The organism is Sulfitobacter sp. M22 (assembly GCF_021736025.1).
Lineage (GTDB): Bacteria > Pseudomonadota > Alphaproteobacteria > Rhodobacterales > Rhodobacteraceae > Sulfitobacter > Sulfitobacter litoralis.
On sequence record NZ_WMEC01000007.1, the window covers coordinates 1 to 13457 of the forward strand.

At 56.7% G+C, this 13457-nt stretch carries 9 protein-coding genes and 6 pseudogenes; 9 read left to right on the forward strand and 6 right to left on the reverse strand.

Features of this window, described 5'->3' with window-relative positions:
• Positions 1-869: pseudogene (gene repA / locus GLP52_RS18580) on the reverse strand (plasmid partitioning protein RepA); the annotation flags it as partial.
• Between the two features lie 487 nt (positions 870-1356).
• Here repA and GLP52_RS18585 point away from each other — a divergent pair.
• Positions 1357-1521, forward strand: a pseudogene (locus tag GLP52_RS18585) (type II toxin-antitoxin system ParD family antitoxin); the annotation flags it as partial.
• 247 nt (positions 1522-1768) lie between these two features.
• Here GLP52_RS18585 and GLP52_RS18590 read toward each other — a convergent pair.
• Entirely contained in the window at positions 1769-2746 is a 978-nt protein-coding gene (locus GLP52_RS18590; RefSeq protein ID WP_237273293.1) for an IS5 family transposase, read from the reverse strand.
• 61 nt (positions 2747-2807) lie between these two features.
• Positions 2808-3784: pseudogene (locus GLP52_RS18595) on the reverse strand (IS5 family transposase).
• A 7-nt stretch (positions 3785-3791) separates the two neighbouring features.
• Between GLP52_RS18595 and GLP52_RS18605 the strand changes: the two are divergent.
• Together GLP52_RS18605 and GLP52_RS18610 are read left to right on the forward strand one after the other, a co-directional pair.
• Positions 3792-4719 (forward strand): annotated as a pseudogene (locus GLP52_RS18605) (IS5 family transposase).
• 42 nt (positions 4720-4761) lie between these two features.
• Positions 4762-4929, forward strand: a complete 168-nt coding sequence (locus GLP52_RS18610; protein WP_237273290.1) for a hypothetical protein — start codon at positions 4762-4764, stop codon at positions 4927-4929.
• On the opposite strand, the gene GLP52_RS18615 is transcribed toward GLP52_RS18610, so the two are convergent.
• The gene (locus GLP52_RS18615; RefSeq protein ID WP_237273945.1) at positions 4919-5077 is read right to left on the reverse strand and encodes a hypothetical protein; all 159 of its coding nucleotides are present in this window, start codon (positions 5075-5077) and stop codon (positions 4919-4921) included. The genes GLP52_RS18610 and GLP52_RS18615 overlap by 11 nt on opposite strands.
• Before the next feature lie 27 nt (positions 5078-5104).
• Here GLP52_RS18615 and GLP52_RS18620 point away from each other — a divergent pair, with 27 nt between their 5' ends.
• From GLP52_RS18620 to GLP52_RS18635, 5 genes are all read left to right on the forward strand, one after another.
• A complete protein-coding gene (locus tag GLP52_RS18620; protein ID WP_237273946.1) occupies positions 5105-5464 on the forward strand; it encodes a hypothetical protein in 360 nt (119 codons plus the stop codon).
• Positions 5465-5663: 199 nt separating this feature from the next.
• Entirely contained in the window at positions 5664-6596 is a 933-nt protein-coding gene (locus GLP52_RS19555) for an efflux RND transporter periplasmic adaptor subunit (protein WP_272903672.1), read from the forward strand.
• Entirely contained in the window at positions 6517-7074 is a 558-nt protein-coding gene (locus tag GLP52_RS19560; protein WP_336885950.1) for an efflux RND transporter periplasmic adaptor subunit, read from the forward strand. The genes GLP52_RS19555 and GLP52_RS19560 overlap by 80 nt, the downstream gene beginning before the upstream one ends.
• A gap of 11 nt (positions 7075-7085) precedes the next feature.
• Positions 7086-8858 (forward strand): efflux RND transporter permease subunit, encoded by a 1773-nt coding sequence (locus GLP52_RS18630; protein WP_237273947.1) that lies wholly within the window; start codon positions 7086-7088, stop codon positions 8856-8858.
• Positions 8746-10224: an efflux RND transporter permease subunit gene (locus GLP52_RS18635; protein WP_237273948.1), complete on the forward strand. Its 1479-nt coding sequence runs from the start codon at positions 8746-8748 to the stop codon at positions 10222-10224. The genes GLP52_RS18630 and GLP52_RS18635 overlap by 113 nt, the downstream gene beginning before the upstream one ends.
• A gap of 190 nt (positions 10225-10414) precedes the next feature.
• Here GLP52_RS18635 and GLP52_RS18640 read toward each other — a convergent pair.
• A pseudogene (locus GLP52_RS18640) lies at positions 10415-10903 on the reverse strand (Tn3 family transposase); the annotation flags it as partial.
• A 128-nt stretch (positions 10904-11031) separates the two neighbouring features.
• On the opposite strand from GLP52_RS18640, the gene GLP52_RS18645 reads away from it, so the two are divergent.
• Positions 11032-11865, forward strand: coding sequence for an IS256 family transposase (locus tag GLP52_RS18645; protein ID WP_237273950.1), 834 nt, complete (start codon positions 11032-11034; stop codon positions 11863-11865).
• Here GLP52_RS18645 and GLP52_RS18650 read toward each other — a convergent pair.
• A pseudogene (locus tag GLP52_RS18650) lies at positions 11813-13372 on the reverse strand (Tn3 family transposase); the annotation flags it as partial. The gene GLP52_RS18645 and the pseudogene GLP52_RS18650 overlap by 53 nt on opposite strands.
• Positions 13373-13457 lie beyond the last annotated feature (85 nt).

Genomic DNA, 13457 nt, shown 5'->3' on the forward strand with positions numbered 1-13457 from the left:
TTCAAGGAATTGCGCCATTGAAGCGACATCCAGCATGCTGGGAACGACTGTGATCAGAAGGCCCGTAGACGCCAACAAAGCTGTCATGGTTGTAAAGCCTAGCTGAGGCGGGGCAATCGATGATGACAAGATCGTAGTGGCTCTCGATCTCGTCGATGGCGATCGCAAGACGTTGAGTAAAGGGCGGATCAACCTTGTGCTGAAGCGCGTAGGCTGTTTCAGTCTCGTACTCCGATAACAACAGGCCGGCAGGAGCGCGATCAAGATTGTGAAAGTAAGTCTTTCGAATGATTTGGCTCAGCGGCACCGGATCTTCGTACTTTAGCGCGTCGTAAACCGTACCGCTTTCCGCGAACTCTATCTCCGGACGGTATCCGAACATCGTGGTTAAGCTGGCCTGTGGGTCCATGTCGATCGCAAGTACACGATAGCCTCGCAAAGCGTACCGTTGGGCCAAGTGGATGGCGCTGGTTGTCTTGCTAGAGCCGCCTTTAAAGTTGACGATAGAAATCACCTGGAAGGGCGTCGTTCTCTCGCCGACCGGGAAGATATGTTTCACCGTTCCGACCAGTCTTCGCCATCACATGGCGGATCTGGTCGATCTCTTGGGCTGTGTAGAGCCTGCGACCTCTGGAATCAGTCTCTACATCGGGAAAATCGCCCTCCTGATGCCGCGTTCGAAGGTTCGACATGCTGATCCCAGTAAGCTCTGAAACTTCCGCGGGATGAAATTTACGCAGCGCCTTTCTACTATCGGGCTGAAAGCTATTGCGCATATGATTGTTAAGCGCCTCTGACAGGCGGGCAGCGTTCGACGCAATAGATGCGGCGATAGAGTTGGTTTGAACGATATCTGCGTTTGAATTCATGCTGCCCTCACGACCTCTTAGTGGGCCATCTGTGTTTCGTCGCTAAATCGCGTGATTTACGTCAAACAGCGACAACTGAACTCATGACACGCAACTTAACCTCAGGCAACAATTTTTGCAGTATACTGCTTAAGCAAATGATGACTCAATATCATGTTTTCTCATGTTATGACGCTAAGAACATGTTAATGTGGGATAAAATTACCAGCGAGCAAAGTTAAACAAGATGTTGTGGGATCTTCTTCGCAACTCTCAACAAGTTGATGCACTGCGTACATATCGAATCGGTATTTGTCCCAACTTCGGCAAACCCGTTGGATGCGGGGACGAAACCCCTTAATTTTATCCTTCGCTTTGCAGTTGGGGCTGGCTTACATTGCTAAGCGGGAGATGATTGGTTGCGCGCAATGTGGTACTGACAGAATCTCAAGATTAGCTGGTTCAAGACCTGATTTCATCTGGACGTTATTAAAATGCGAGCGAAGCCCTTCGTGTAGGCTTGCGACTGCTTGAACGCGAAGAAGCCGGTTTGGCTGAACTCCGAAGCAGCTTGATGCAGGGGCTCGCACAGGCGGAAAATGACGAGTTGGTTGATGGTACAGATTCTGATGCCATTCGACGTGCCTTTGACAGAGCCCGCTCGCTAGCGTGAAACGATCATTTCGCCTCAGGCGACGCGCAGAAGACAGTCTGGTCGATATCGCGAGATGAGGGGGTGTCTCAAAGTTGTGCAGTCCTGCTCGATGACGAAGCGGACCTGCGCTACGCAAGGGCAGGGGACCATTTTGTTGTGCTTCTGGAATGCGCCACAGAGGTATTGATCGTGGATTTCTTGCATTCGCACGGCCGTGTTGCATAGATCAACTGCAACTCAGAGCGCGCCCTACCCGAGACGGAATTCAGGCGGTACGTTCAAAGCTTGGGTGGCCAAGTCCGGTCATCCAGTTGAGAACCCGGACGCCAATCTTGGCTTCTGTTTTCTGATTTTCGAAGGTACGCGCCTTTAGCTTTGGCCCAATAACCACCTTCCAGCGGCCCATGAGGGTTTCGCCCCGGCTGCGTTGGTTGTAGCCAGTGGCTTTCTGCCAGGCCATCCGCCCGCGGGCTGCGACGTCGGCGATATGGCGGTCACGTACCGTCGGATCTTTGGCTGCATTTAGGCTCAGTAATGCGTTTTTGGGGGGTGGGATCGTCAGCTCGATCAGCGATCCAAACCGGGCAGTAAGCAAATCAGATGTTGGTTTTCCATCATAAGCTCCATCTGCAAGGAACCGATCAGCCGGGCCGTCGATTTGATCCAAAAGACCTGGCAGCGCCGTCGGATCACCGACGTCGTCCTTGGTGAGATCAGAGCAGACAATCTCACCACTGACAAGATCAAGACCGAGGTGGAGCTTGCGCCAAGAGCGCCGTTTACGCCTAGTTTTATGCTTCTCCTCGAGCCAGTCACCTTCGCCAAAGATCTTCAGACCGGTACTGTCCACAACCAGTTGCACTGGTTTGTCACACTTGGACTTCGGCTTTGGGCGCAACGTCAGCCCATTGCCACGGCGCGACAGGGTGGAAAAATCCGGCACTGCGATCGCAACCCCCAGCAGCTGCGCAATAGAGCGCATCAAGCCTTGGGTTTGACGCAGAGGCTGCTTGAAAACTAGACCCAGCGTCAGGCACATCTCGATCGCCAAGTCAGAGTAGTGCGGCTGTCCGCCGCGCGTGGTACGGCGCGGCGCCGACCACAAGGAAAGTGCGTCTTCGCTGATCCAGACCGTCAGATCACCACGCCGCCGCAAGCCTTCGTTATACTCGGCCCAGTTTGTTACTCGATGCCTTTGCTTCGGAATTTTGTCACGCCGATCGGCGTTGAACTTGTACGGCATTTACAGGGCCGTGTTGCATAGATCAACTGCAACTCAGAGCGCGCCCTACCCGAGACGGAATTCAGGCGGTACGTTCAAAGCTTGGGTGGCCAAGTCCGGTCATCCAGTTGAGAACCCGGACGCCAATCTTGGCTTCTGTTTTCTGATTTTCGAAGGTACGCGCCTTTAGCTTTGGCCCAATAACCACCTTCCAGCGGCCCATGAGGGTTTCGCCCCGGCTGCGTTGGTTGTAGCCAGTGGCTTTCTGCCAGGCCATCCGCCCGCGGGCTGCGACGTCGGCGATATGGCGGTCACGTACCGTCGGATCTTTGGCTGCATTTAGGCTCAGTAATGCGTTTTTGGGGGTGGGATCGTCAGCTCGATCAGCGATCCAAACCGGGCAGTAAGCAAATCAGATGTTGGTTTTCCATCATAAGCTCCATCTGCAAGGAACCGATCAGCCGGGCCGTCGATTTGATCCAAAAGACCTGGCAGCGCCGTCGGATCACCGACGTCGTCCTTGGTGAGATCAGAGCAGACAATCTCACCACTGACAAGATCAAGACCGAGGTGGAGCTTGCGCCAAGAGCGCCGTTTACGCCTAGTTTTATGCTTCTCCTCGAGCCAGTCACCTTCGCCAAAGATCTTCAGACCGGTACTGTCCACAACCAGTTGCACTGGTTTGTCACACTTGGACTTCGGCTTTGGGCGCAACGTCAGCCCATTGCCACGGCGCGACAGGGTGGAAAAATCCGGCACTGCGATCGCAACCCCCAGCAGCTGCGCAATAGAGCGCATCAAGCCTTGGGTTTGACGCAGAGGCTGCTTGAAAACTAGACCCAGCGTCAGGCACATCTCGATCGCCAAGTCAGAGTAGTGCGGCTGTCCGCCGCGCGTGGTACGGCGCGGCGCCGACCACAAGGAAAGTGCGTCTTCGCTGATCCAGACCGTCAGATCACCACGCCGCCGCAAGCCTTCGTTATACTCGGCCCAGTTTGTTACTCGATGCCTTTGCTTCGGAATTTTGTCACGCCGATCGGCGTTGAACTTGTACGGCATTTACAGCATCCTGAAACGAACAGAACGCACCCAATATCAGCCGACCGGGGGTCCCTGCAACAACGCCGTCTGGATCAGCGAAGACGCACTTTCCTTGTGGTCGGCGCCGCGCCGTACCACGCGCGGCGGACAGCCGCACTACTCTGACTTGGCGATCGAGATGTGCCTGACGCTGGGTCTAGTTTTCAAGCAGCCTCTGCGTCAAACCCAAGGCTTGATGCGCTCTATTGCGCAGCTGCTGGGGGTTGCGATCGCAGTGCCGGATTTTTCCACCCTGTCGCGCCGTGGCAATGGGCTGACGTTGCGCCCAAAGCCGAAGTCCAAGTGTGACAAACCAGTGCAACTGGTTGTGGACAGTACCGGTCTGGAAGATCTTTGGCGAAGGTGACTGGCTCGAGGAGAAGCATAAAACTAGGCGTAAACGGCGCTCTTGGCGCAAGCTCCACCTCGGTCTTGATCTTGTCAGTGGTGAGATTGTCTGCTCTGATCTCACCAAGGACGACGTCGGTGATCCGACGGCGCTGCCAGGTCTTTTGGATCAAATCGACGGCCCGGCTGATCGGTTCCTTGCAGATGGAGCTTATGATGGAAAACCAACATCTGATTTGCTTACTGCCCGGTTTGGATCGCTGATCGAGCTGACGATCCCACCCCCCAAAAACGCATTACTGAGCCTAAATGCAGCCAAAGATCCGACGGTACGTGACCGCCATATCGCCGACGTCGCAGCCCGCGGGCGGATGGCCTGGCAGAAAGCCACTGGCTACAACCAACGCAGCCGGGGCGAAACCCTCATGGGCCGCTGGAAGGTGGTTATTGGGCCAAAGCTAAAGGCGCGTACCTTCGAAAATCAGAAAACAGAAGCCAAGATTGGCGTCCGGGTTCTCAACTGGATGACCGGACTTGGCCACCCAAGCTTTGAACGTACCGCCTGAATTCCGTCTCGGGTAGGGCGCGCTCTGAGTTGCAGTTGATCTATGCAACACGGCCGCGAGAAGCCTTCGATCCGCAAGCGCCTGGACGATGTGCTGAACAAGCCGCGCGAGCGACTGGAGATTGAGGACGCGCCGGAGAAGGATCGTGAGGTCGAGAACGAGCACGAGATCGACAGGGAGATAGACCGTGACCCCGGCCTCAGTCACTGACCTGCCGTCGATCTTCGACGGGATCGAGGCGGTGTGTTTCGATGCCTTCGGTACGCTGGTCGAGATGAGGTTCATTTTTTGCGCCTTGGCCAAAGAACGATGGCAAAGCTAACGGGATGATGCCGCCGCGAGTAATCCTCTGGATCATCGGCGATAAGTTCTATATCTCGCTTACATGCAGATACACCTCGCCATTCGTGTTGCTAAAATCGGGTTAGCCATACTGCTTGCGGCTGCTCTGAATTTCAACATTGCAAAAGCCGATGCCTATGTATTTGAGGCAAGTGAAGCAGTCTTTGAAAAAGTTGTCTTTGCTACCGATATGGTTAATCTTGATTTAACTGCTCAGGATCAAAGATATAGCGAGAATGGTGAGGCATCCCATGGCTTTGGCGATTGCCATATCCACATTATTGGACCGGGGCAGGTGCAGTTGGCATGCGATCAGTCGTCAGCAGACCGATCGCGACATTGGGCTGACGCCTCTGTGGTCCTTGCCACGCTCCAAGGTTTTTACCGTCCTCCGCGAGGCTGATCTGCCCCTATTGCAGAGTGGTATTTTACATATGCCGTGTCGAAACGGGCTTTGTAAAACTCATAAATATCACAGCAGATCAAACCGTTTGAGCCGAACCTGTTTCAGGGCCACTTCATCGGTTTGATCATGGCAGACGAAGTTCCAACAGGTACCCGGACGTGTTTTCGGTGACCTATTCAATCCCTGGAGTACGATTATGAAACCGACAACAATGACCATGGCTGCGCTGACGGTGGGCGTATTAGCCTTCGTCACGATACCTGCCACGTCTGGCAATGCGGAAACGCCTTTGCCGATGACAGCCGCAGCCGCAACCCCGCCGAAAGATGACGACCACGCGGGCGAAGCCAAAGATGCGCACGGTGATGATGACCACGCCGGTGAAGCCAAGGATGCGCACGACGATGATGACCACGCCGGTGAAGCTAAGGATGCGCACGACGATGATGACCACGCAGGTGAAGCCAAGGATGCGCATGGCGATGACGATCATGCGGGCGAAGCTGAGGGCGCACACGGCGATGAAGGCGGTGGCGATGTTGTCAAACTGGCCCCCGAAGTCGCGAAAGAGGCCGGAATCCTACTAGAGCAAGCTGAGTTGGGAGCCTTGGGCGAGTCCCTCAGCCTGCCAGCAGAAATCCGCTTTGACGCAGACCGGATGGCAAATGTCACCCCCAAAGTCAGCGGGGTCATAGATCGGCTTTTGGTTGGTGAAGGCGACACCGTTGCCTATGGAGATACGCTGGCACTGATCACAAGCCGTGAGCTTGCCGGGTTGAAATCGCAATGGATCATTGCGCAAACAAATGAAGTCCTTGCCGCACAGGCGTTGGAACGCCTGGAAGGTCTGTGGGCGCAAAAAGTCACATCCGAGGCGAATGTTCAGACAGCCCGCGCAGAGCATGAATCGGCAAAGACCGAAAGTGAAGCAGCAGAAACCGAGCTGCATGCCGTCGGAATTGATCACGCCGCCCTCGAAAAAAATAGCCACTGCTCCGGATGGCAACAATGCCAATGCCTATCTGACTGCACCACTTGCGGGAACAATTGTGCGACGTGCGGCGACGCTGGGGGAAACGGTAACAGCCGGGGATTCCAGCGCCAAGGTGCTGTTCACGATTGTCGATGACAGCGTGGTTTGGGCCGATATCGCAGTTTACAAACAGGACATCAGCCGCGTTCGCGTTGGCGCACCCGTCGCCTTGAAATCAGACGCAGGCGACGTCATCGCACAATCAACGGTGGCCTTTATTCTACCGGTTATTGATGAAGTGTCGCGCACGGCGACGGCGCGTGTCATCCTCGACAACGCTGACAGAAGCCTGACCCCCGGCCAGTTTGTGATTGCAGATCTCAGCGTCGGCAATGCCGCGGAGGTTTTGCGCGTGCCACAATCCGCCGTGCAACTGGTAGAGAACCGTCCGTCTGTTTTTGTCCCTGTTGACGGCGGGTTCGCACCGCGCGCCGTCATGGTCGGCACAACCGCTGGCGGCTATGTGGAAATCCGCAGCGGGCTGGAGGAAGGCGACCTTTTTGTCTCTGACGGGGCCTTCACACTCAAAGCCCAACTTGAAAAAGACGCCTTTGGCGACGGCCACGGACATTAGGATAGCTGATTATGACTGATTTTATGCACCGCATCGCAGGCGGCTGGCTTTTGGCGGCCATTGCGGCTTTTGCGATGACGCTTGGCGGGCTTTTTGCGTTTCGCGCTTTGCCTGTCGATGCCTTTCCCGATGTGACACCCGCGCTGGTTCAGGTTTTTACCGAAACAGAAGGGCTCGCCCCCGAAGAGGTTGAACGCTATGTGACCTATCCGATCGAAACGGCGATGTCGGGCCTTCCGAAACTGAAAAACATGCGGTCGGTCTCCAACTTCGGGCTGTCGGTGGTGAACATCTATTTCGAGGACGGGACGGATGTCTATTTCGCCCGTCAGGTCGTGGGCGAGCGGCTCGCCGAAGCGCGTGGCAACATCCCAGACGGGTTTGGCGACCCGCAAATGGGTCCGATTTCAACCGGCCTTGGCCTCATCCTGTATTTCCGCCTGGAAGACCAGACCGGCGCACGCAACCTTGTCGAGATGCGCGAAATTCAGGATTGGATCGTCAAGTATCAGTTGCAGACCGTGCCGGGTGTCACCGAAGTTTTGTCCCTTGGTGGCTATGAAAAGCAATATCAGGTCAGGCTCGATCCCGATGCGCTGCTTGCCTATGATATTCAAATCGCCGATGTGATCAGCGCATTGGAGCGCGGAAACAAAACCGAAGGGGCGCAATTCCTCGAAATCGGATCCGAACAATACACGGTGCGCGGCGTTGGACTTGCCAAGACAATCTCTGATCTCGCAGAGATTGTCGTCAACGTGGAGGACGGGCGCACCGTGCGCGTGCGCGATCTGGGCCACATCATCGTTGGCGGTGGCGTTCGGCAAGGTCTTGCAACCGCCAATGGTGAAGGCGAAGTTGTCGCAGGGTTGGTTCTGAAACTTTATGGCACCAACACATCCGATGTCATCGCGCGGGTCCAGAAGCGCTTTGAGGAAATCAACGCAAGCCTGCCGGATGGTGTACTGGCGGTCCCCTACTATGATCAGGGAACGCTGGTAAACAAGGCCTCCGCAACCGTCACGACGGCGTTGTGGCAGGGGGCTGTGCTCGTAGCGTTGGTGGTGTTTGTCTTCCTGGGCGGCTGGCGTCCCAGTCTGGTTGTGGTCCTGTCGATTCCGTTTTCCGTCGGTTTTGCGTTTATCGCAATGTACGTGCTCGGCATCAGCGCCAATCTGATGTCTCTGGGCGGGGTCGCCATCGCCATCGGGATGATGGTGGATGGGGCGATTGTCATTTCTGAAAACGTGGATCGCAGCTTTGAGGAAGATGACGGCTCTGAAGAGCCGCGTATGTTGGTTGCCCGATCTACCGCCGAGGTAATCGCACCTCTGGTGGCGGCGGTTGCCGTGGTTATCGTTGTTTTCCTGCCGCTTTTCTCGCTGCAAGGGGTTGAGGGCAAAACCTTCCGGCCCTTGGCGGCATCGGCTGCACTCGCCATGACCGGATCGCTGTTCTATGCGGCCCTGATTGCGCCTTCCATGGCCTTTTCGGTGATGCGCCGATCCGGCAAGAAGGCCCCTGACAAGCCGGGGCGGACTGTCGCGATGGTCAGTGGTGCGGCCGGGTTCTTTGTCCGTAACCGTTTTTTCGCCATCGTCCTGTGCGGCATATTTTTTGGCGGTGGGCGGTTTTGCAGGATCGCGACTTGGTTCCGAATTTACGCCATCGTTGGAGGAAGGCGATATTCTGATGCGCGTCACCATGGCACCCTCGATTTCGCTTACCGAAGGAACGAAGACGACGACGCTTGTGGAAAAGCGGCTGTTAAAGAATTTTCCTGAAATCAAGTCCATCGTGACCCGTATTGGGCGTGGTGAGGTTGGCGCGCATGCTGACCCGACCAACAGCGCCGAAGCCTTCATCGAGCTGAACCCGGTCGATCAGTGGCGGCCCGGCTTGTCTGCCGAAGGTTTGCGCACGGCGATTTCGGAAGATCTGGAAAGCTTTCCGGGGATTGTGGTAAATATCGGCCAACCCATCGCGATGGCTGTTGATGAATTGCTGACCGGCACACGCGCCGAACTGGCCGTCAAAATCTTTGGACCGGATTCCGAAATTCTGTTGGAGCGATCACAAGTCCTGCAATCACTCCTGCAACAGGTTGAGGGTTCTGCCGAGGTACAGGCCGACCAGATCACCGGTGCGCCGCAACTTGTGGTAACCGTGGATCGGTCAGCCCTTGGTCGCTACGGGCTTGATGTTGAGGACGCGTTGGATGGGCTGCGTGCAGCCGTCGGCGGGGCCGAAGCCGGATCACTGTTCGAGGGCGTGCGACAGTTTCCGATAATGGTGCGTTTTGACGAAGAAAGCCGCGACACACCGGAGGCGATCAGACGCATCGTGCTGGAATCGCCTTCGGGCGCACGGGTGCCGCTGGACACAGTGGCCAATATCGAAACTGTAATCGGTCCACGCCAGATCACACGCGAAGATGGCGAACGCTTCATCACGGTCCAGTCCAACGTGCGCGGTCGCGATATCGGCTCTTTCGTTGCCGAAGCGCAGACGTTGACGGACGCTCAGTTGGATCTACCGCCCGGGTATCGTTTGGTCTGGGGCGGCCAATTCGAGCTTCAGCAACAGGCGAATGCCCGTTTCAAAGTGGTTATTCCGATTACGTTGGGCATCGTTCTGCTGATCCTTCTGGTAACCTTTGGTCGCCTGAAATCAGCGATCCTCATCCTGTTGAATATCCCCTTGGCGCTGACGGGTGGTGCGATGGCGCTCTGGTTGACAGGGTTGCCGGTGTCGGTGCCTGCTACTGTCGGGTTTATCGCATTGTTCGGCATCGCGTTGGGCAACGGTATGGTATTGGTCAGTTTCATGGATGATTTTGCGCGCGCCGGTCGCAATCTGGAAGCTTTGGCCATTGAGGCCGCAGGGTTGCGCGCGCGTCCGGTCCTGATGACCGCCATGACGACGGCACTTGGGCTGGCACCATTGCTCTTCGCCACCGGCGTCGGTGCCGAGGTCCAACGCCCGCTTGCCACTGTGGTAACCGGGGGGCTTGTTTCGTCAACCGTGCTGACCCTACTGGTCATGCCCGCCCTGCACCGCTGGTTTGCACCCAGACAAGGTGGGCATCATTCGCTTGTCGAAACGGTCCACGAGCATGGTACGAAGGCAAAAACTGTAAAGAAGGCTTAGGGCATATATGTTCTGATGCGCAGGCAAAGGTGCACGGCTGTTTGACGGTGCGTGCTCCCTTGCGGCCGTACTTTGGGTCAATACAACGCATCTCCGGTCAAAAGAGGAGTACTATAGGCTGATGCAGATAGGGGCCATCGGAAGGTTTCTTCGTAAAACCACGCCAAGGGAGAACTTTCAGCGAACATCTTCAAGTCCCCCAGTCTCTGACGGGCCTGATGTTCAGTGGCCGCGCAATTTTGCGCTCTGCTGCACCAGAATGCCAATCGAAGTCGCCAGAGAGGATGACGTGCTCCCACCCGAGCGGCGACGTGTGCGGAAGCAGCCTAGCATCGTATAGCGGGCTGGTCTGCGCGAGGTGTCTGGCCGCCTTGTCCATGTAAATAGTGTTCCAAAACGTGATGGCGGCAATGACGAGGTTGAGCGTCATCGCGCGTTTCTTTTGAGCCGCGTCAGAGCGATCATGAATGCGCCCTTGTGAATGAGCAAATACGGCCTTGGCCAGCGAGTGACGCGCTTCACCCTTGTTGAGACCTGCGTGGCTTTCCATGCGCAGGTCGGCGTTCTCGATCCAGTCGAGCATGAAGAGCGTACGTTCGATCCGACCGATTTCACCCAGAGCGAGGTACAGCCGGTTTTGCTGGCGGTACGCCCCAAGCTTGCGCAGGATTTCAGACGGGTGGTGTAACTTCAGGTCTGGAAATTCATTTGATGCTGGCGCCATGAGCTTCTGCCGGGGCGCGCCCCGGCAGAAGCTGCCCATTCTGGTATTCCATGGAAGTGCAAACTCATCATGGAGACGGACAAATGGACGAGCGACAGGATACAACGGTTGAGGCCCTCATGGAACATCTGATCGAGCACGGCCCCAACGACATGGCGACAGTGTTCGCGCGAGCGTTCGAGTTGGCGATGCAGATAGAGCGTGAGCGCTTCCTCGGAGCTGGCCGCTATGAGCGCACGCCCGGACGGCAGGGGTATGCCAATGGCTACAAGCCAAAGCGCATCGACACACCCGCAGGCACGGTCTCGGTGCGGGTGCCCAAGACTGCCGATCATGATGGTCAGCCGTTCTACCCGCAATCGCTGGAGCGCGGGCGGCGCTCGGTGCGAGCCGTGATGCTGGCAGTGGCTGAAATGTATGTGAAGGGCGTTTCCACCCGTGAGGCTGAAGCGGTGATGCGTGAGTTCGGGATCGAGAGCCTGTCCTCCAGTCAGGTCAGCCGCGCTGCAAAGCTGCTCGATGACGAGCTCGCAGCATGGCGCAATCGGCCTCTGGGCGAGATCAAATATCTGATCCTCGACGCCCGATATGAAAAGATGCGCCATGGCGGGATCGTGCGCGACGCTGCGGTGCTCTCGGCAATCGGTATAGGCCCAGATGAGCGTCGCCGGGTGCTCGGCGTCTCTGTGGCCCTGTCGGAAGCCGAGGTGCATTGGCGCGCCTTCCTCGAGAGCCTCCAAGCTCGCGGCTTGCGCGGCGTCCAATACATTGTATCTGACGATCATGCCGGACTGCGGGCCGCGCGCAGGGCGGTCTTCGGCGGGGCCACATGGGGTCGAGTGGGGCTGAGTGCAGAAAACCCCTTTAAGGATTTTGCGCTTCTATTTTCCGCCAACGATATTCGCCTGTTAGGATGATATGGGCCCACCCAAGCGGCGATATGTGGGCGAGGAGTTCGGGTGGGCAATCCAATCCTGCCCGCTGTCGCCTTGCCACAGCGTTTCCGAGCTGTTTGGAATTCCAATAAATGATGATGGCGGTCAGCAGATTGAGGCCAGCGATGCGGAAGTGTTGTCCTTCCGTGGTACGGTCGCGGATTTCTCCCTGACGCCCGATCCGAAGAGCACCTTTCAGGGCGTGATGTGCCTCTCCCTTGTTCAAGCCGATATGGGCGCGGCGCTGCATGTCGGTGTCGAGCAGCCATTCGATGATGAACAATGTGCGTTCGACCCGGCCGATCTCCCGCAAGGCCAACGCCAGATCATGTTGCCTCGGGCGCGCGGCCAATTTCTTGAGGAGGTGACTTGGCTGCATCCGGCCCGACAGCATTGTTGCGATACAGCGCAAAACATCCGGCCAGTTTTCGACGATCTTCGCTTCCCGAATTTTGTCCCCGGTTAACCCTTTCAGCTCTTTGGGAACAGCGCGGAGGTCAAACACATGCAACCTCTTGGAGGACAGGTCGCGAATGCGGGGATGGAAGTGGTACCCGAGCAGGGACGTGGCGGCGAAGACGAGATCGGTGAAGCCGCCGGTGTCGGCATACTGCTCTTTTATCTTCCGTCCCGCCTCGTTCATCAGCAAGCCGTCGAGGATATAAGGTGCCTCGCTCACCGTGGCGGGAATGACCTGAGTGGCGAATGGCGCATACTGGTCAGAGACGTGGGTGTAGGCCTTTATGCCCGGCTCGTTGCCGTATTTTGCGTTGATGAGGTTCATTGCCTCGCCCTGCCGCGTCGTTGGGAAAAACTGCCCATCACTGGAAGCCGTTTTCCCTACACCCCAGAATTTGGTCATTGGCAGGTGGGTCTGCGCATCAATCACCATGGCCAGGGCGCGGGCCATTCCCTCGCTTTCGACATGCCACCGTGACAAACGGGAAAGCTGTATGAAGTCATGAGTGTTGGTGGCATTTGCCATTTTGCTCAGGCCTAGATTGAGACCCTCCGCCAGGAGCACGTTCAGCAAGCCAATCTTGTCACGGCATGGGGCACCGGTGTGCAGATGCGTGAAGGCTTCGGTGAAGCCGGTGTCTTTGTCGACCTCTGTGAGAATATCGGTGATCCGCGTCTCCGGCAGACGACGGTAAAGATCGAGGACGAGATCACCGGCCTCCTCCGGCACATCGGCGTCAAGACGGCTCACGCGCAAAACGCCGTCTTCAATGACTCCACTCGGCAAGGTTTTGGAGCGCACCGCCTTGGCCAGCCGTTTCAGCCCCTCTTCCAAGCGGCGCTTTCGATCAGCCATCCAGATCTCTGGTTCCAGTGGCATTGAAAGCCCCATGGCGCGGGCGGCATCGATGGACACAAGGGCTTGCTTCATGTCGGCATGACGCCGCGAATGCGGAAGCCAGATATCGCCAGAACGGAACGCATCGCGCAGGTGGCACAGGACGGCGACAACCCACAGCCGCTCTTGATCAATATCGGGCGCGCGGAATTGGCCTAGCTGGCCCGAAGCTGCATATTTGGGCTTTTGGGAGAACATGTTGAGAACAAAAGGCTGA